General features: G+C 68.4%; 14 protein-coding genes. 10 read left to right on the forward strand and 4 right to left on the reverse strand.

Annotation, left to right across the window (positions count from 1 at the left end):
- Nucleotides 1–27: 27 nt before the first annotated feature.
- A complete protein-coding gene (locus tag IEX13_RS05005; RefSeq protein WP_188661874.1) occupies nt 28–381 on the reverse strand; it encodes a DUF1428 domain-containing protein in 354 nt (117 codons plus the stop codon).
- Nucleotides 382–712: 331 nt separating this feature from the next.
- On the opposite strand from IEX13_RS05005, the gene IEX13_RS05010 reads away from it, so the two are divergent.
- The 10 genes from IEX13_RS05010 to IEX13_RS05055 all read left to right on the forward strand — a co-directional run bounded on the left by IEX13_RS05010 (nt 713) and on the right by IEX13_RS05055 (nt 11,801).
- Complete coding sequence (locus tag IEX13_RS05010) at nt 713–2,137, forward strand: SPFH domain-containing protein (protein WP_188661875.1); 1,425 nt, start codon at nt 713–715, stop codon at nt 2,135–2,137.
- A 14-nt stretch (nt 2,138–2,151) separates the two neighbouring features.
- A complete protein-coding gene (locus IEX13_RS05015; RefSeq protein ID WP_188661876.1) occupies nt 2,152–2,532 on the forward strand; it encodes an STAS/SEC14 domain-containing protein in 381 nt (126 codons plus the stop codon).
- A gap of 58 nt (nt 2,533–2,590) precedes the next feature.
- Nucleotides 2,591–4,867, forward strand: coding sequence for an FdhF/YdeP family oxidoreductase (locus IEX13_RS05020; RefSeq protein ID WP_188661877.1), 2,277 nt, complete (start codon nt 2,591–2,593; stop codon nt 4,865–4,867).
- Nucleotides 4,860–5,672 (forward strand): formate dehydrogenase accessory sulfurtransferase FdhD, encoded by an 813-nt coding sequence (gene fdhD / locus IEX13_RS05025; RefSeq protein ID WP_188661878.1) that lies wholly within the window; start codon nt 4,860–4,862, stop codon nt 5,670–5,672. Before IEX13_RS05020 ends, fdhD begins: the two co-directional genes overlap by 8 nt.
- Nucleotides 5,673–5,682: 10 nt before the next feature.
- Nucleotides 5,683–6,942: a PA2928 family protein gene (locus IEX13_RS05030; protein WP_188661880.1), complete on the forward strand. Its 1,260-nt coding sequence runs from the start codon at nt 5,683–5,685 to the stop codon at nt 6,940–6,942.
- An 89-nt stretch (nt 6,943–7,031) separates the two neighbouring features.
- Nucleotides 7,032–7,955, forward strand: coding sequence for a M14 family metallopeptidase (locus IEX13_RS05035; protein ID WP_188661882.1), 924 nt, complete (start codon nt 7,032–7,034; stop codon nt 7,953–7,955).
- A gap of 126 nt (nt 7,956–8,081) precedes the next feature.
- The gene (locus IEX13_RS05040) at nt 8,082–8,609 is read left to right on the forward strand and encodes a type 1 glutamine amidotransferase domain-containing protein (RefSeq protein WP_188661884.1); all 528 of its coding nucleotides are present in this window, start codon (nt 8,082–8,084) and stop codon (nt 8,607–8,609) included.
- A 139-nt stretch (nt 8,610–8,748) separates the two neighbouring features.
- The gene (locus IEX13_RS05045) at nt 8,749–9,396 is read left to right on the forward strand and encodes a peroxiredoxin-like family protein (protein WP_188661886.1); all 648 of its coding nucleotides are present in this window, start codon (nt 8,749–8,751) and stop codon (nt 9,394–9,396) included.
- A gap of 93 nt (nt 9,397–9,489) precedes the next feature.
- Nucleotides 9,490–10,632, forward strand: coding sequence for an NAD-dependent epimerase/dehydratase family protein (locus IEX13_RS05050; protein WP_188661888.1), 1,143 nt, complete (start codon nt 9,490–9,492; stop codon nt 10,630–10,632).
- A gap of 89 nt (nt 10,633–10,721) precedes the next feature.
- Complete coding sequence (locus IEX13_RS05055) at nt 10,722–11,801, forward strand: c-type cytochrome (RefSeq protein ID WP_188661890.1); 1,080 nt, start codon at nt 10,722–10,724, stop codon at nt 11,799–11,801.
- Between the two features lie 12 nt (nt 11,802–11,813).
- Here the strand turns inward: IEX13_RS05055 and IEX13_RS05060 are convergent, their stop codons facing one another.
- From IEX13_RS05060 to IEX13_RS05070, 3 genes are read right to left on the reverse strand one after another with little or no spacing between them, the layout of a single operon-like run.
- Complete coding sequence (locus IEX13_RS05060; protein WP_188661892.1) at nt 11,814–12,875, reverse strand: serine hydrolase domain-containing protein; 1,062 nt, start codon at nt 12,873–12,875, stop codon at nt 11,814–11,816.
- 32 nt (nt 12,876–12,907) lie between these two features.
- Nucleotides 12,908–15,949: a ligand-binding sensor domain-containing diguanylate cyclase gene (locus IEX13_RS05065; RefSeq protein ID WP_188661894.1), complete on the reverse strand. Its 3,042-nt coding sequence runs from the start codon at nt 15,947–15,949 to the stop codon at nt 12,908–12,910.
- Nucleotides 15,946–17,706 (reverse strand): diguanylate cyclase, encoded by a 1,761-nt coding sequence (locus IEX13_RS05070; protein WP_188661896.1) that lies wholly within the window; start codon nt 17,704–17,706, stop codon nt 15,946–15,948. The genes IEX13_RS05065 and IEX13_RS05070 overlap by 4 nt, the downstream gene beginning before the upstream one ends.
- Nucleotides 17,707–17,824 lie beyond the last annotated feature (118 nt).

Below are 17,824 nucleotides of genomic sequence, written 5' to 3' on the forward strand. Positions count from 1 at the left end.
TTGCCTCAGGCTAGCGCAAAAGCCGGTTCAGATGTCCAGCACCGGGCGGAACCCGCCGTAGATCATGCGCGCACCGTCGAGCGGCATGGGATTGGTCTTGGGATCCATGCGCGGGTCTTCCATCATCTTTTTCATGCCGGCGTCGCGGGTTTCCTTGTCGGGCCATTCGATCCAGGAAAACACCACGGTTTCGTCGTCCTTGCACTGCACGGCGCGCTTGAAATCGGTCTGCTTGCCGTCGGGCACGTCGTCGCCCCAGCACTCGACCACGCGCAGGGCGCCGAACTCCTTGAAAATGGGGTCGAACTTGCCGGCGAAATCCAGGAAAGCCTGCTTGTTGGCATTGGGTACCGCCAGAACAAAGCCGTCGACATAACTCATGGGGTTTCTCCTGCCATAGCGCGGGGGCGCGGGTCGGATGGCCAGCCTACTGCCGGGCGGCGGGCACCGGAAGTCCCTGCGGCCGGATTCAGGCCATCGATCCGTTTCACTTGTTCAATACCGCTAACTGCCCTGGTTGAAGCGGCCTCAGGGGTATCACAAGGTTCGGGGCAGCACCTGAGCCAGCGCGAGGTGCGCGACATCGTGGCCTGGATGCGGTCGCTGCCCGAGGTGCCCAACGGTGCCCAGTTAGCCACAGGGGCGAAAAAGTCGCCTCTGGCCGTGCATTCCGACCCTATACTTCCGCGACTCCACCTGCCTCGGATCCTTCATGCTCACTTCGTCCCTGATTCTCATCGGTCTGGCCTCCGCCGCGGGCATCGCCCTGGTGACGGCCTTCTTCTGGGTCATCGCGTTGCGCCGGGTGGTGCCGGTGAACGAAGTGCACATCGTGCAGACGCGCAAGAACACGGTGTCCTACGGCAAGGGCTTCGATTCAAACACCTACTACGAGTGGCCGTCGCGCCTGCCCATGATCGGCCTGACCCGGGTCACGCTGCCGGTGTCGAACTTCGCCATCGACCTGCCGGACTACGCCGCCTACGACAAGGAACGCGTGCCCTTCCTGGTGCATGTGATGGCCTTCTTCCGCATCAGCGATTCCAATACCGCCGCCCAGCGCGTCGCTTCGTTCGAAGAGCTCAAGCAGCAGCTCACCGCCATCGTGCAGGGTTCGGTGCGTACCGTGCTGGCCGCGCACGAAATCGACCAGATCATGCTCGACCGCAGCCGCTTCGGCGAAGCCTTCACCAAGGAAGTGCAGCCGCAGCTGGGTGGCTGGGGCGTGGAGGCGATCAAGAACATCGAACTGATGGACATCCGCGACTCCAAGGACAGCGACGTCATCCACAACATCATGGCCAAGCGCACCTCGGGGATCGAGCGTGAATCGCGCCTGGTCGTGGCCGACAACAGCCGCCAGGCCGAGATGGCCGAAATCGCCGCCAAGCGCGAGATCGAGATGTCCCGCCAGCTGGCCGCCGAACAGGTGGGCCTGCGCACGGCCGAAAAGGACAAGAACGTCGGCGTCGCCAACGAGCAGGCTTCGCAGCAGGTGAAGGTGCAGCAGCGCGAAACCGCCGCCAAGGAAATGGACGTGGTGCAGGTGAACACCGTGCGCGGCGCCGAAATCGCCCGCGAGGCAGCGGTCATCGCCGCCGCCCAGGCCAAGGACGTGGCCATCGTGCAGGCCGACGCCGCCAAGCAGGTGGCCGTGGTCTCGGCCGAAGCCAGCAAGCAGGTGGCCATCGTTTCGGCGGAAGGTAACAAGCAGCAGACCGTGCTTACCGCCGAAGGCCAGCTTGAGGCCGCCAAGCGCAACGCCGAGGGCATCACCGCCGAGGGCCACGCCAAGGGTGCCGCCGAAACCGCCATCCTGATGGCGCCGGTGGACGCGCAGATCAAGCTGGCCGAGAAGATCGGCGCCGACCAGGGTTACCAGAACTACCTGCTGGGCATCCGCAACATCGAAGCCGCCCAGGCCGTGGGCATGGCCCAGGCCGAGGCCCTGAAGTCCGCCGACGTCAAGGTGATCTCCAACGCCGGTTCGCCGGGCAAGGGCCTGTCGAGCGTGATGGACCTGTTCTCCGCCGACGGCGGCACCGCCATCGCCAGCATGCTCGAGGGCCTGGCGCAGTCACCCGAAGGCAAGAAGATGCTGGAAAAGTTCGTCAACAAGCCTGAAGAGAAGAAGTAGGGCCGGGAGCGTCCGTGGCCGACCAGATCCGCGCCATCCAGATCGACGGTGAAATGACCTTCGCGCAGGCCGTGGACGACGTCGATGCGTGCATCCGCCAGGCCCGTGAGGAAGGTGTCCGGCGCCTGCTCGTGGACCTGCGCGGGATGTCGGGATTCAGGAAGCCCGACGTCGTGGCGCGCCTGGGCATGGTGCGGCGCTGGGCGGCCACGGCACAGGGCCGGGTCAAGGTGGCCTTCGTTAGCCCCGCCGAGCTCAACGACGGTGAACGCTTCGACGTCGTGCTGGCCCGGTCCCTCGCCTTCGAAGGCGATGTTTTCGAACAAGAGGAAGACGCCCGCCACTGGCTTGAGCAGACGCCTTCGCTCTGGACTGGCTCGCCGCCGGAGTTCTAGCGCAGACCCTGGTCGCGGGCGGCGCTAGACTGGCCACCCAAGCCGCTGGCGGTCCGAGATGGCGAAAGACCTCAAATCCAAGGTGCCTGGTATCGAGCCCTTCGAAGGCCCGGCCGGGGGCTGGTCGGCGCTGGGCTCGGTGGCGCGGGTGCTGAAGGACCAGATGGCGGTGGGTCGCGAGACCGCCGCGTTGCGCAAGGTCAACCAGCCTGCGGGGTTCGATTGCCCCGGCTGCGCCTGGCCCGACCCGAAACACACCTCGTCCTTCGAGTTCTGCGAGAACGGCGCCAAGGCCGTTGCCTGGGAAGCCACCGGCAAGCGCGCCACGCCGGCGCTTTTCGCGAAAAGCACGGTGTCGCAGCTATGGCAGTGGACCGACCACGCGCTCGAAGATGCCGGCCGGCTGACCGAGCCGATGGCCTACGACGCCGCCAGCGACCGCTACCTGCCGATCGGCTGGGACGAGGCCTTTGCCCGCATTGGCACGGCGCTGCGGGCGCTGCCCGACCCGGACATGGCCGAGTTCTACACCTCGGGCCGCACCTCCAACGAGGCCGCCTTCCTGTACCAGCTGATGGTGCGCGAGTTCGGCACCAACAATTTCCCCGACTGTTCGAACCTCTGCCACGAGGCCACCTCGGTGGCGCTGCCGCAGTCGATCGGCGTCGGCAAGGGCACGGTGACGCTGGACGATTTCGCGCTGTGCGACGCGCTTTTCAGCTTCGGCCACAACCCGGGCACCAACCATCCGCGCATGCTGTCCACGCTGCGCGAACTGTCGCTGCGCGGCGTGCCGATCATCGCCGTCAACCCGCTGCGCGAGCGCGGCCTGGAACGTTTCGCCTCGCCCCAGCATCCGACCGAAATGCTGGGCGGGCAGGGCACACCCATTGCGCAGACCTACTACCAGGTGAAGATCGGCGGCGACGTCGCTTTCCTCAAGGGCATGATGAAGTGGCTGGTGGCCAACAACGCCCTGGACCACGCCTTCATCGCCGAACACACCAACGGCATCGAAGCGCTGTGCCAGGACCTCGATGCCACGTCCTGGGACGACATCGTCGCCACCTCCGGCCTGGCCCGCGATGACATCGAAGCCGCGGCCAGGGTCTACGCAAGCGCCGAACGCGTGATCGTCTGCTACGGCATGGGCATGACCCAGCACCGCTTCGGCACCCGCAACGTGCACCAACTGGCGAACCTGCTGCTGCTTCGCGGCAACATCGGCAAGCCCGGGGCCGGCATCGCGCCCATCCGCGGCCATTCCAACGTGCAGGGCGACCGGACGGTGGGCATTACAGAAAAGCCGACGCCGGCTCTGGCCGAAGCCATCAGGCGCACCTACGGCTTCGACGTCCCGTTGGCCCATGGCCACGACTCGGTGGCGGCGGTGCGCGCCATTCGCGACGGTCGTTCCAGGGCGCTGGTCTGCCTGGGCGGCAACCTGGCGGTGGCGATCTCCGACCCGGACATCACCTTCCAGGCGATGCGAAAGCTCGACCTGGCGGTGCACATCGCCACCAAGCTCAACCGATCGCACCTGATCACGGCGAAAGAATCAATCCTGCTGCCCTGCCTGGGCCGCACCGAAGTGGACCTCACGGCCCGCGGGCCGCAGTTCGTCACCGTCGAAGATTCGATGTCGATGGTGCATGCCTCGCAGGGTGGGCTGAAGCCGGCCTCGCCGTGGCTCAAGTCCGAACCGGCCATCGTCGCCGGCATCGCCAAGGCCCTGCTGCCTGGTTCTAGGGTGGACTGGGACCACCTGGTGGCCGACTACGACCGCATCCGCGACGGCATCGAAGCGGTGTTCCCGATCTTCCACGACTTCAACCGGCGCGTGCGCGAGCCCGGCGGCTTCCGGCTTTACGTGGGCGCTTCGGTGCGCGACTGGGGCGAGGGCGGCAGGGCCCGTTTCCTGGTTTCCCCTGGCTTGAACGAAGACCTGCGCCTGCAGGGCGACGGCGTGCTTACGCTGACCACCGTGCGCTCGCACGACCAGTACAACACCACCATCTACGGCTACTCCGACCGCTATCGCGGCGTCGAGGGCCGTCGCGACATCGTTCTCATCAGCGCCCAGGACCTGCGCGACCGAGGCTTGGCGCATGGCGACCGCATCGACGTCGAGTCCTGCCTGGAATCGGCCGAAGACCCCGGCGTCCGCGCCGTGCGCGGTTTCACGGCGGTGGAATACGACCTGCCGCGCGGATCGGTGGCCATGTACTTCCCCGAAGGCAACGTGCTGGTGCCGCTGGACTGCCACGATGCCCACTCCGGCACGCCCGGCTACAAGTCCGTTCCCGTGCGCATCCGCGCGACTGCCGATGTCTGAGGCCGGCCGCCGCCGCGAGGGCCTGGCCGAACGCAGCGTGCTGGACCTGCAGGGCGGGCAGGTCAGCCCGCGTCAGGACCAACTGGCCGAGGAAGTGCCCGTGGCCCTGGAATTCGACGGTGTGCCCTACGCGGTGATGATGGTTTCGCCGGGTGACCTGGAGGACTTCGCCCACGGCTTCTCGCTGACCGAGCTTGGACTGGGCACCGACGACCTGCTGGGCATCGAAGTCCAGCCCGAACTCGAAGGCTGGCGCATCCGGATTGGCACGCGCGAACCGCAAGCCTTCCAGGCCCGCCATCTGCTCGGCCGCAGCGGCTGCGGCCTGTGCGGCAGCCGCGACCTGGAGCACGTACTGCGGCGCCCGGGGCTGGTGGGGCAGGGGCCAGTCATCAGCGCCGGAGCCCTGGAAACCGCGCTGCACGCCCTGCAGCGTCGCCAGCCGATGAACGCCGCCACCGGCGGCCTGCACGCCGCGGCCTGGTGCGACGTGGCCGGACGCCTGCAGCTTGTACGTGAAGACATTGGGCGCCACAACGCGCTCGACAAGCTGGTGGGGGCGATGCAGGGCCAGTCACTCTCAACGACGGACGGTTTTGCCGTGATCACCAGCCGCGCTAGTTATGAAATCGCCATGAAGGCGGCGGCTGCGGGCATCACACTGATCGCCGCGGTGTCGGCGCCCACGGCCCTGGCGGTCGACCTGGCCCGGGCCTGCGGGCTGACCCTGGTCGGCTTCGCGCGGCCGGGGCGGCAGGTCCTCTACAGCCATCCACAACGTTTCGAGGGCGCCGGTCCGGCGTGAGGGGAAGTCCATGGGCGTGAAGTACGCGTGGCTGGCGGTGGTCGCGCTGTTCCTGGCGGGCTGCAACAGCAGCCACTACGAGGAACCCGAGATCCAGGGCAACCCGGGCCTGGTGCAGCACGACGAGGGGGCCGACTTCGTGGTGCTCACCCAGCTCGAGGAGGTGCGCGAGGTGAAGGTGGGCGGGGGCCGCCACAGCATCACGATGTTCCGCAAGGACACCTACTTCCATTTCGACCTCAGCGCCTACGACGGCGCCACGCTTGAACCCAGCTGGACCCTGCGCCTGGCGACCTACGGCGACCCCGACCTCAAGCCGTTCCAGCGTTACCCTTCGAAGGTGGTGGGCTCGTCGGTAAGTGGCCGCATGCTGGGCAAGGACGGCAATCGCATCTGGCTGCTGATCGACAGCGCCCCCTACGTGGTCGACGCCACCCGCGGTGAACTTGTCCTGGGTCCGGACGCCTTGCTGGACGCGCAGCCCTCGCTCGAAGGCCTGCTGCCCACCGATGCGCGCTTCTGGAAATTCGACCGCGGCCCGGTGGTCACCCTGGCCGATGGCCGCACGGTGCGCCTGGCGGGCGAATCGCTGGCCATCGAAGACTGGGCGCCGCCACCGGCGAAGAAGGTCGAGCTGCCCACCCGGGCCAACGGCATGCCGCGGATCATCCCCACGCCGCCGATGCAGCCCAAGGTGCGGCACGTGCCGCGCGACGACCGCCGCTGGCTGGCCCTGCTCGCCGACAGCGAAGCCCTGGACGCCGTGAACGACGAGAATGGCAACAAGGCGAGCTACCCGTATTCGATCGCCGACCAGGGGCCGATGGCGCGGCGCCGGTTCCACGAGGTCCGGCTGGACGAAACCGTGCGCTTCGAAGAGCGCCTGCTGCGCATCGTCGCCGCCGAGTCCGTGCCGGATTCGCCGGTGCTGCTGCGCGCCCGCTTCGTGCGCGACCCGTTCACCGGCGAAGCCATGCCCACCGACAACGGCGACCTGCTGGTGCTGCACACCGACCGCGTGGACGACGCCGGCACGCTGCAGCTGGCGCGCCTGGGCCAGGACCTGCAGCCGCGCTGGCAGGCGGCGCTGCCGCTGGGCGACGAAAGCGGGTTCGGCGCCCGTTTCTGGCCGGCGGGCGACCACCTGGTGTTCTACGGCTGGAAGACCACCGTCAAGAACCACGTGCTCGACCGCAGGCCGCACGTGGTCAGCGTGTCCCTGGCGGACGGCCGCGTGGTTGCGCGCAACCTCGCCGAACGGGCGCAGTAGGCGCGGCCGGGCCGCGAGCCCGTTCGCGGGGCGTTACGGGCGCGGGTGATATCGTTGGCCGCGAATCCAGACCCACGGTGAACCAGCACGTGACCATCCCCCGTTTTTATCCGATCGGAACCCCGGGCCAGCCCTGGGGCGAGCACGAACGCGCCCAGTGGCGCGCCAGCCAGAAGGCCAGCCGCAGCTACGCCGCCGACGTCCTGGCGCGCATCGAAAAGCTGCGCGACAGCACCGACGTGGTGGCCTACGCCGCGATCGACCATGGCCCCGACGGCAGCTATCCGCTGTACGCGCTGCGCAGCAAGCAGTGGGACGACGCGCTGCCCACCGCGCTGGTCACCGGCGGCGTGCACGGTTACGAAACCAGCGGCGTGCACGGCGCGCTGCAGTTCGTCGAACGCCACCTGGCCGATTACGACGGCCGGATCAACGTGCTGGTGGTGCCCTGCGTCAGCCCCTGGGCCTACGAGCGCGTGCAGCGCTGGAATCCCCATGCCATCGACCCCAACCGCAACTTCGTGGCCGACAGTCCCTGCGCCGAATCGGCGGCGCTGCTGAACTTCATTGCGCCGATGGCCGACCGGTTCGTGCTGCACATCGACCTGCACGAAACGACTGATTCCGACGATTCCGAATTCCGCCCGGCCAAGGCCGCCCGCGACGGCAAGGGCACCGAGCCCGAGGGAATTCCGGACGGTTTCTACCTGGTCGGGGACACCGAGGACCCGCAGCCGGCGTTCCAGCAGGCCATCATCGCCGAGGTGGAGAAGGTGACCCACATCGCCCCGGCCGACGAAAAAGGCGAGATCATCGGGTCGAAGGTGGTGGCGCACGGCGTCATCAACTACCCCTGCCGCGACCTCGGCCTGTGTGCCGGCATCACCCGCGCGAAATACCGCAGCACCACCGAGGTTTATCCGGACAGCCCGCGGGCGACGCCGCAGCAGTGCAACGACGCCCAGGTCGCCGCGGTGCGCGCGGCCCTGGACTACGCCCTGGCCCACTGCTGAAAGCGAAGGCCCGTTGCGCTTCCGGTCTCTTCGCCCTGTCGGTCGCGTGCTGCTTTCCCTGTTCACTGCAGGGCCAGACCCGGGTCGGGATACTCGGGCTCCCCCCAAAGAATCAGGAGCCCACGCATGAGCACGAACAAGCGCATCGCGATACTCGCCACCAACGGCTTTGAACAGTCCGAGCTGATGGACCCGCGCGAGAAGCTCAAGAAGGCCGGCTTCACCGTCGACGTGGTGTCGCCCGAGTCGGGCAGCATCAAGGGCTGGAAGGGCAAGGACTGGGGCGAATCGGTGGACGTGGACGTCGCGCTGTCCGGCGCCAGGGCGCAGGACTACGACGCGTTGGTGCTGCCCGGCGGCGTCATCAATCCCGACCAGCTGCGCGTCAACAAGGCGGCGCTGGATTTCGTGCGCAGCTTCGACGCCGACAACAAGCCCATCGCCGCCATCTGCCACGCGCCCTGGCTGCTGGCCGAAACCGGCATCGCCAAGGGCCGCGACCTGACCTCCTGGCCGTCGGTGCGCACCGACCTGGAAAACGCCGGCGGCCGCTGGCAGGACAAGGACGTGGTGGTGGACGGCAACCTCATCACCAGCCGCAAGCCCGACGACATCCCGGCCTTTACCCAGGCCGTCATCGACAGCCTGGCCTGATGCTTACCGGGGCCAGGGACGGCCCCGGACCGGCCAGGGCCGGCTTGAAGTCGGCCCGCTTCGGCGCCAATTGAAGGATTCGCGCATCCTTTTGCCCTTTGCGGCACTCTGGCAAAGGGAACCCACGCTGGAGACCTCCATGATCCGCCATGCCCTTGCCGTACTCATGCTCACCGCCGCCAGCGGTTGGGCCGCCGCCGCAGAAATCGCCGCCTCGGCCACTGAAATCCGCCCGATCCTGCTGGGCTCGAAGATGCCCGACGTCGCCCTGCGCACCGTCGAGGGCAAGCCCACCACGCTGGCCAAGCAGGTCGGTGGCAAGCCCGCCATCCTTGTTTTCTACCGCGGAGGCTGGTGCCCGTACTGCAACCTGCAGCTGAGCGAACTGCGCCTGGTCGAGGACCAGGCCAAGGCGCTGGGCTACCAGATGATCGCCATCAGCCCCGACCGCCCGGAGGAGCTGTCGAAGTCGCTCGACGCCGGTGACCTGACCTACACGCTGCTGTCCGACAGCCAGGCCGATGCCCTGCGCGCCTTCGGCATCGGCTTCCGCGTGGACGATGCCACCACGGCGCAGTACAGGGAGTTCGGCATCGATCTGGAAGCCGCGTCGGGCGCCAGCCACCGTGCCCTGCCGGTGCCGTCGGTCTTCATCGTCGATGCCGAAGGCACGCTGCAGTTCGGCTACAGCCATCCGGATTACACGGTACGCATCCCCGGCGACGTGATCCTGGCCGCGGCCAAGGCCATCGCCGAACGCCGCGACCACCTGCAGCCCAGGCGCTGACGGGCGGGCCCCCAACTTTCGCCATGTGCGGCCGGCCCCGGGGCCTGCCACTGTGCGAGCCTGGCGCCGTGCCAACCAACCCTGGGGAACACCATGACCACCCGTCGCGACCTGCTCAAGCTCGGGGCCCTCGCGGCCGCCGGCGCCGCCTTGCCGTCCTTCGCCGCCGCGTCCGCGGCCGTGGCGGACGTCCCCAAGGCGGAAAAGCCCCTGGACATCCTGATCCTGGGCGGCACCGGCTTCACCGGGCCTTTCCAGGTGGCCTACGCGCTGGCGCGTGGCCACAAGGTCACCACCTTCAATCGCGGCAAGCGCCCGGCGCTGGAGTGGGCCGGGCAGGTGGAACAGCTGGTGGGCGACCGCACCACGGGCGACCTGAAGTCACTGGAAGGCCGCAAGTGGGACGTGTGCATCGACAACCCCACCAGCCTGCCGTACTGGGTGCGCGACGCCGGCAAGGTGCTGGCCGGCAACGTCGGGCAGTACCTGTTCATCTCCACCATTTCGGTGTACGCCGACGGCAGCAAACACGGCATCGACGAAGACTCGGCGCTGGCGCAGTACGCCGGCAAGGACGCCATGGCCGAAACCTGGGACACCATGCGCGCGAACATGGAGCTCTACGGCCAGCTCAAGGCCCTGAGCGAAGCCGAGGCACACAAGCAGTTCGGCAGGAACGTCACCATCGTGCGCCCGGGTTACATCGTCGGCCCGCGCGATGAAACCGACCGATTCACCTACTGGCCCAGGCGCATCGCCCAGGGTGGCGAAATCATGGTGCCCGGGGACGGCGACGACCCGATCCAGATCATCGATGGCCGCGACCTGGGCGAGTGGATGATCCGCCTGGCCGAAAACGGCACCACCGGCGTGTTCAATGCCTGCGGCCCGGACTACACGCTGACCATGGACGCCGCCGTGCACGGCTGCCACGCGGTGACCGGCGGGCCGGCCAGCTTCACCCACGTGCCGCTGGAGTTCATTGAAAAGAACGAAGTCGCGCTGCCGATCTGGGTGCCGCGCGCCGGCTCGCCGTACTCGGGCTACGGCACGGTCAGCAATGCCCGCGCCATCGCCGCCGGGCTGACGTTCCGGCCGCTGGCCACGACCGTGGCCGACCTGCTGGCCTGGTACCAGGGCCTGCCGGCGGAACGCCAGGCCGAGGTGCGCGCCGGCATTTCCCGGGAACGCGAAGCGGAGCTGCTGGCTGCCTGGCGGGCGGAAAGCGCGGCCTGAGGCCCGTGCTTCGCCGGCCCATGGCCGGTCCATCGCGGACCGGCCGTATGGCACAGTAGGGGTCCGTCCCTGCGGAGCGCGAGACCGGCATGAACACATCACGTCCCAGCTTCCTGCTGGCGGCCCTGCTGCTGGCCTCGCCGCTGGTCCAGGCCGCCGCTCCCCGGCCCATTCCGCCGCTGCTGCCCGAAGATGCCGCAGCCGCGGAGGCCGACTACCAGCGCTACTGCGCCCTGTGCCACGGCGCCGACCGGGCCGGGCATGCCAACGACCACGCGCCATCGCTCAAGTCCGAATCGCTCCTGCGCACGGCCTTTCCCTGGCTGCTGCGCGAGTCCATCGCCTATGGCCGCCCCGGCACGCCGATGGGCGGCTACCTGGACGAAGTCGGCGGCCCGATGAGCCTGGACGAGGTGCGGCGCATGGTGATCTGGCTGCGCGAGAAGGGCGGCAGCCCGGAACCGCTGCGGCTGGGCAGCGAACGCGTGGCGGGGGATGCCCAGGCCGGCGCGGCCGTTTACGCGCAGCACTGCGCCAGCTGCCACGGCGGGCAAGGCGAGGGCGGCACCGGCACGGCCCTGGGCAACCCGGCCATGCTGGCCACCACGCCGGACAAATTCCTTCGCCATGCCATCGAACACGGCCGCGACGGCACGCCGATGGAAGGCTTCGCCGGTACGCTGTCGCCGACCCAGATGGACGACGTCACCGCCTTCCTGCGCAGCCGCGCCACCGGCTGGAACGCCGAGCCGCGCCCGCTGGTGCCGCCGCCGGCGCTGGCCGATGCGGTGCTCAACCCCGACGGCGAGGCGCCGGAGTTCGAGTTCAAGAACGGCCACTACATCACCGCCGCCGACCTCGACCGCATCCTGAAGGAAAAGCGCCGGCTGGTGCTGCTCGACACCCGCGTGGCGTCCATGTGGCAACTGGCCCACATCAAGGGCTCGGTGCCGATCCCGTATTACTCCGACCCGGAGGCCGTGATCGGGTCACTGCCCAAGGACGGCACCTGGATCATCAGCTACTGCGAATGCCCGCGCGCCGCCGCCGATTCGGTGAACAGGTTCCTGCGCGAGGAAGGCTTCAAGAACACGGCGGTGCTGTGGGAAGGCATCGGCGGCTGGGTGGCCCTGGGTTATCCGACTTCGGTGGGGCGCGCCGACCCGTAATCCGCGGGCGGTTCAATCGTTCCGGGCGCCGTGCATGGCCCGGATCACGGCGTACAGGTCGCCGCCGTTGAAAGAGTAGGGTTGTTCGGTGTTCACCCGGTGCACCATCACCAGGTCCAGGTCTGGGTAGACGCCGAGCATGTGCACCCCGACGCCGGCGTGGTAGAACGACGGCCGTTTCTGGTCCGGACCGGGCACCAGTGATGACCAGAGCATGCCGTAGGCCAGCCCATAATCGGCATTGGTCACCGACGCGGGCGCCGTGCTTTCGTCCACCCAGTCCGCCGGCACCAGCGAACGCCCCTGCCACTGGCCACGCTGCAGGTAAAGCTGGCCAAACAGCGCCAGGTCACGTGCGGAAAGGCGGAAATGGTAGGCCCGGTAGCGGGAGACGTCCGGTTCCAGCTGGCGGAAGCCATCCGCCCAGACGGGCAGGGCGGCGACGTCGGGCAGCGAAACAATGCGACCCGTGAAGTCGCGCATGCCCAGAGGGGCCGCGATTCGTTCCGCGAAAGCCTCGTGCACGCCCTGGCCTGCGCATTTTTCAAAGATGGCGCCGGCGACGTTGAAGTCCCAGTTGTTGTAGTAGTAGTGCGTGCCCGGGGCGTGGCTTCCCCGGGCCGGCCGGGCAGCCGCCATGTCCTCGGTTTCGGCGGTCGCCGGATGGTAGACACCGGACCTCGACTGCAGCACTTGCCGCAAGGTCGCGGACTTCTCTGCTTCGCTGAGACCTGGTGGGCGTTCGTCGATGCCGTAGTCGGCAAGCGTCTTGTCCAGGTCCAGGCAGCCGCGCCCGAGTTCAGTGCCGATGAGCGCGCTGAGCAGGGGCTTGCGCATCGAGTGCACGAGTCGCTTGGCGTCGATGTCCCCGTATTCGAAGAAGACCTTGCCATCCTTGAGCAGAAGCATCGCTTCCGATCCCCGCTCGCTTAGCAGCAACCGGAGCTGCTCAAGCCGGTCCGCGTCGTAGCCCGCCTGCGCGGGCGTGATTCGTTCGAAGGTTTCGGCGCTGGCGGCGTCCGCCGCCAGGCACGTGCAGGCCGCGAGCAGCCAGGCGAGGCAATTTTTTCCCACGATGTATGGTTCCCTGCGTTGGATGGAATCCGTCAGGTGGCCGCTGCGCGGACGCGATTGCGGCCTGCCGATTTGGCACCGTATAGGGCCAGGTCGGCATCGTGCAACAGGCTTTCGGGCGTGTCATCGGGTAGCGGAACCCGGCTCAGCACGCCGGCGCTGATGGTCAGCGTCTGGGTGTCGTTGCCCAGGGCGCGCGGCGGCAATGCTTCGACGAGCAGGCGCATGCGTTCGGCCACGCGCTGCACGGTGGCAAGGTCGGCGTCGATCATCAGGCAGGCAAACTCCTCGCCGCCAAAACGCGCCACCAGGTCCTGTTCGCGCATGGCGCTGCCCATGGCGGTGGCGATGGCGCGCAGCGCGGCATCGCCGGCGAGGTGGCCGAAGCGGTCGTTGTACTGCTTGAAATGGTCGACGTCGGCGACGATCAGGCCCAGTGGCTTTTGCTGTTCCAGGGCGCGCTGCAGTTCCGCCTTCATGGCCTCGACCAGGCGCCGGCGATTGGCGATGCCGGTCAATGGGTCCAGGTAGGACAGTTCGGTAAGGCGCTGGTTGGCGTCGTTGAGCGCGGAGGTGCGGTCCGCCACTTCCTGGCGCAGCTGTCGCTGGCGCCGGCGCAGGCCTCGGTTGTACAGCGCCACCAGCAGCAGGCTCGCAAGCAGCAGCGCGACCACGGCCAGTCCCTGCAACCAGGCCTGCTGCCACCACAGCGGCGGCACCGTCACCGCCAGTTCGATCGGCGTTGCCTCGATGCCGGCGAAGTCGCGCGCTTCCATGCGGAGCCGGTAGTCACCCGGCGCCAGTCCCGAGAAGGTCCGGTCGCGCTGGGTGGTCCAGGCACCGGGATTGCGTTCCATTCCAAGCATCTGGGTTCGGTACATCGACTCGCGTTCGCGCAGGCCGGTGAGCAGGCTGTATTCGACGCGAAGCTCATGCCGGCCCGAGGGAAGGCGCAGCGTGCCGTCGGCCGGCAGGGGCACGGTGTCGCCGGCCAGGTACAGGGCGGTGAGGCGCAGCGGCTTGGGCGAACGCGCCGGGCCGGGCAGGCTCAGGTTCGGGTCGTACATGGACAGGCCGCCCAGGGTGCCGACCCAGTAGCGGTCGTGGTTGTCGATGAACTGCGCGTTGGTGTTGCACTCGTCGTGTACCAGGCCATCGCGTCGGCGGAACACGCGCTCGTTCCAGCCGCCGTCCGCGCGCGGGATGAGTTGCTGCACGCCATTGTTGGTGCACACGTAGATGCGCCCCTGGCTGTCGCGCAGGGTGCTGTAGATGGTGGGGTCGGGCGGCGGCGGGGGCGCGTCCCGGGTGATCCGAAGCGGGCGCAGGGGATCGTGCACGTCCAGGCGCACGATGCCGTGGTGGGTGCTGCTGCCCCAGAGCACGTCGCGGCCGTTTTCCTCGTGGATCGCCAGCGAACGGAAGCCGTCGCGGGGCAGGCCCAGGTCGCCGTTCAGGCGCTGCCAGCGCTGGCCGTCGAAGCGGGCGATACCGCGCGAGTCCGCGGCCCACAGCCATTCGCGCCCCTGGGCGTCGGTTTGCGCCAGCAGCCAGTGCACCGAACTGTGGCCTTCCTCGCCCAGGAAACGAAAGCTGGTCCACTCGCCGCCGCGAAGCCGGTGCACGCCGGCATGGTTGGTGGCGGCCCACCATTCCACCTGGCCGTCGATGCGACGCGCGATGACGTGGTTGGCGCCGGTTTCCGGCTGTACCGGCCAGGGCACGTCGATGGGGCGGAATTCGAAATCGCCGTCGATTTCGAGCAGGGGTGCCCCGGGCTGGGCAAGCACCCGATGCAGGCGGCCGTCGTCGCCGGGAATGCGCCACAGGCCGCGCACCGACCGGGCCGGCAGCCCGCCAGGGCCTTGCCGGAAATAGCGCCAGTTGCCCTGTTCAAGCAGCGCCAGCCCGTCGCGTGACGAGCCCACCCACAGGCGTTCGCCGCCGCGGCCGTCGGGTTCGACCAGCACGCCGAAGCTGCCGTTGTCGGCGGCGCCAAGCAGGGACACGGTGTTCCAGGGGCTGGCGGCAAGCGTGGCGCGGGCTACACCGCCTTCGGTGGCCAGCCACAGCGATTCGACCCCGTCGCTGCCGTGCTGGAGTTTGATGCCGCGCACGGCTTCCGCGGGCAGGCCGTGGCGACGGTCGAACACATCGACCCGTTCGCCGCGGAAACGCAGCAAGCCCGCGCGCGACGCCATCCACACCTGCGCTTCGCCATCGGCATCCTGGGTGGCGACGGCCGAATACACGGCTTCGGTGGGCAGCTCACCGGTTTCGGCGCGCCACAGGCGCAGCTGGTTGCCGCGCAGTCGCGCCACGCCGCCGCCGTAACTGACCACCCACAGCGACTCCACGCCCCTGTCCTCGACCCGCTTGATATCGGTCAGCGCCAGGTTGGCCAGGGTCGGGTGTTCGTGGCGGCGCCAGGCTTCGCTGCTGGCGCGTCGGTACCAGAGGCCGCGATCGGCGGTGGCCAGCCATTCGCGGGGTTCGCCGCCCACGCTAGCCGTCCGCGCAAAAGCGATGGCGCGGCCAAGATTGCCCACGGGGTTGCCCGGGTCTTCGACCCAGGTGTCGCCTTCAAGCCGCGCCAGGCCGTCGTTGTGGGCCACCCAGAGTTCGCGCGAATCGCCCTCACCCACGGTCGAGAAGCGCTGGTGGAAACGCGCCTCGCCGACCCGGTGCCAGCCCTTGCCGTCGTAGTAGGCCAGGCCTTCGCGTTCGAAGATGACCCACAGCCGGCCCTGGCGGTCGTTGGCCATGTCGCGCACCAGGCTGCGGCCCGGGGCATCGGGAACCTCGTGCCAGCGGTAGCCGTCGAAACGCGACAGGGTGGACGCCGAGCCGGCCCAGACAAAGCCGTCCGGGCCCTGGCCGACGGTGCTCCAGATTTCGTCGCCCAGACCGTCGCGCGGAGTGAAGGTAGTGAACGTCGGCGGGTTGCCGGCGGGCACCTTCAGCGGCGAAAGGTTCGCGCCGATGCCGCTGGAAGAGTCCTGCGCCGCGGCCAGCGGCGCCAGGGCCAGCAGCAAGGCGAGCACGCGCAGCGCGGCGACGACGCCGAACTTCACGGAGCGACCGCCACCGGCGTCGCCGGGTGCCGGGGCAGGTCGTCGTTCCAGCCCACCACGCGGTCGCGCCCCGTGCGCTTGGCGGCGTAGAGCGCTTCATCGGCCGCGCGGAACAGGCCGCGCGGATCGGCGAAGGCGTGGTCCTCGGTGCTGGCCACGCCGATGCTGGCGGTGACCGGGATGGCCGGTGAACTGGCGGCGACCGCGCGGCGCAGCTGCTCGGCGAGCGTCATCAGGGCAGGGCCGTCGGTGCGCGGCACCAGCACGACGAACTCTTCGCCGCCGTAGCGGCTTGCCACGGCCTGCGGCGGCAGCTGGCGGCGCAGGGATTCGGCCACGCCTTCAAGCACCCGGTCGCCCACGGCATGGCCGTGGGTGTCGTTGACGTGTTTGAAGTGATCGACGTCGATCACCAGCAGCCCCAGCGTGGTGCCGGCGCTGGCGGCCTGGGCGAAGGCGTGTTCGACCAGTTCGTCGTAGCGGCTCCGGTTGGCCAGCCCGGTCAGGCTGTCGGTGCGGCTTTGCTGGCGGATTTCCTTGACGCGAATGCCCAGGGCCACCGACAGCAGCACGAACTCGAAGATGGTGCCGATCTGGAAGCCGTACTGGGTCAGCCAGGTGTGTGGCAGCAGGCCCACCGACTTGACCAGGTACAGCAGCACGCCACCGAGGAACACCGACCAGGCCAGCAGGAAATAGCCGGCCGCCGCCTGCCGTGCCCGCAGCCCGCTGATGCCGATCGCCACCACCATGAACACCGTGATCGCAACGATGACCGTGATCGGCTTCACCAAGGAGCCATAGGACACGAAGGGCGACGCCAGCATCAGCGTGAAGATGGCCACCTGCAGTGCCCCGAAGGCACGGTCAAGCCATCGCGACCGGCCCTTGGCGCGCAGCAGGCTGCGCGAAAACAGCAGCAGGAAATGCAGCGCCAGCATAAGCAGCACCACCTGGCCCACACCCCAGAGCGAAGGCGTCTCAGGCCACAGGTGCTGCTGGGCGATGCCGTTGAACACGGCCATGTAACCGCCGTAACAAAGCACGTAGCACAGGTAATAGGCGAAGGCTTCGTCGCGAACGAAGCCGTACAGCAGGGCGGTGCACATCGCGAGCAGCACGAAGCTGCCAAACAGCGCACCCATCGCCAGTTGTTCGGCACCCAGCCCCGGCACCAGGGCCTCGGGCGCGTACAGCGCCAGCGTGACGTTCACGGGACCCTCGGACCGGGCCCGCAGGTAGATGTCCAGCGACTGACCCGGCGCGATCGTCAACGGGAACAGATAGTCGCGATGTGGGATCGGCCGGGTGGAATAGGGCAGGGTGTCGCCGGTGGTCCAGCGCTGCAGCACGCGCCCCTGGTCGACCAGGTACAGGTCGAAATAGTCAAGCAGCACGTAGCTTTGGCGCAAAACCAGGTCGCGCGGCTGGTCGCCGGTGTTGGTCACCGAGCCGCGCAGCCACCAGGCCGACCGGCTGTAGCCGAAGCTGGCGGTGCGCCCGCCCAGCGGTACGAAGCGGCGGGCAGCCTCGGGTTTCAGCAGGTCCCGGAGCTGCAGTTCCTGTCCGGGGTCCTCGAGCACCGAAAGATGCGGCAGCAGGTCCAGTTCCTGCACGCCGGGGCCGAGCTGCGCTACCGGCGGGGCCGCCACGGCGGCCGCGGCCAGCACCAGCCAAAGCACGCCGGTCGCCAGGGTTCGGCAGAACCCGGCGTACAGGGTTTCCGGCGGTGCGGTCCTGCAGCAGGCGGCGCTCAACGGGGCGGGCCACGGGTCCAAAGTTGGTACCCGATAGTAATTAAACCTTTTGAAGTCTGCATGGTTGCGAGTCGGCGGCTCAAGCAATGTTAGTAATGCTTACTGACAAGGGCGCGTG

The sequence above is a fragment of the Arenimonas soli genome (assembly GCF_014643775.1).
GTDB classification, from domain to species: domain Bacteria; phylum Pseudomonadota; class Gammaproteobacteria; order Xanthomonadales; family Xanthomonadaceae; genus Arenimonas; species Arenimonas soli.

Bases quoted from the DNA above. Each gene is read 5' to 3' on its own strand.
- IEX13_RS05020 (WP_188661877.1), top strand. From the start codon at position 2,591: ATGGCGAAAGACCTCAAATCCAAGGTGCCTGGTATCGAGCCCTTCGAA.
- IEX13_RS05045 (WP_188661886.1), top strand. From the start codon at position 8,749: ATGATCCGCCATGCCCTTGCCGTACTCATGCTCACCGCCGCCAGCGGT.
- IEX13_RS05030 (WP_188661880.1), top strand. From the start codon at position 5,683: ATGGGCGTGAAGTACGCGTGGCTGGCGGTGGTCGCGCTGTTCCTGGCG.
- fdhD (WP_188661878.1), top strand. From the start codon at position 4,860: ATGTCTGAGGCCGGCCGCCGCCGCGAGGGCCTGGCCGAACGCAGCGTG.
- IEX13_RS05050 (WP_188661888.1), top strand. From the start codon at position 9,490: ATGACCACCCGTCGCGACCTGCTCAAGCTCGGGGCCCTCGCGGCCGCC.
- IEX13_RS05040 (WP_188661884.1), top strand. From the start codon at position 8,082: ATGAGCACGAACAAGCGCATCGCGATACTCGCCACCAACGGCTTTGAA.
- IEX13_RS05055 (WP_188661890.1), top strand. From the start codon at position 10,722: ATGAACACATCACGTCCCAGCTTCCTGCTGGCGGCCCTGCTGCTGGCC.
- IEX13_RS05005 (WP_188661874.1), bottom strand. From the start codon at position 381: ATGAGTTATGTCGACGGCTTTGTTCTGGCGGTACCCAATGCCAACAAG.
- IEX13_RS05010 (WP_188661875.1), top strand. From the start codon at position 713: ATGCTCACTTCGTCCCTGATTCTCATCGGTCTGGCCTCCGCCGCGGGC.